Annotated in this window: 1 protein-coding gene; it reads left to right on the forward strand. The window is 41.7% G+C overall.

The features are described from left to right. On the forward strand, positions 1-206 hold a 206-nt coding region (locus NE558_RS14415), incomplete at both ends, for an energy-coupling factor ABC transporter permease (protein ID WP_256150855.1).

The following is a 206-nucleotide window of genomic DNA, read 5'->3' on the forward strand; positions in this document are numbered from 1 at the left end:
GTTTGGACCGGCATCTGTGAGCGTGCTCGGTGTCATTGTATTGCTTTTTCAGGCATTGCTTTTAGCTCACGGAGGTCTGACAACACTTGGAGCAAATACATTTTCCATGGCGATCGCAGGACCGGTCGTCTCTTTTGGAATTTATAAATTATGTCAGAAAATAAATGTAAACAGAAGAGTCGGTATTTTTTTGGCTGCATTTTTAG

The organism is Anaerotignum propionicum (assembly GCF_024461735.1).
Lineage (GTDB): Bacteria > Bacillota > Clostridia > Lachnospirales > Anaerotignaceae > Chakrabartyella.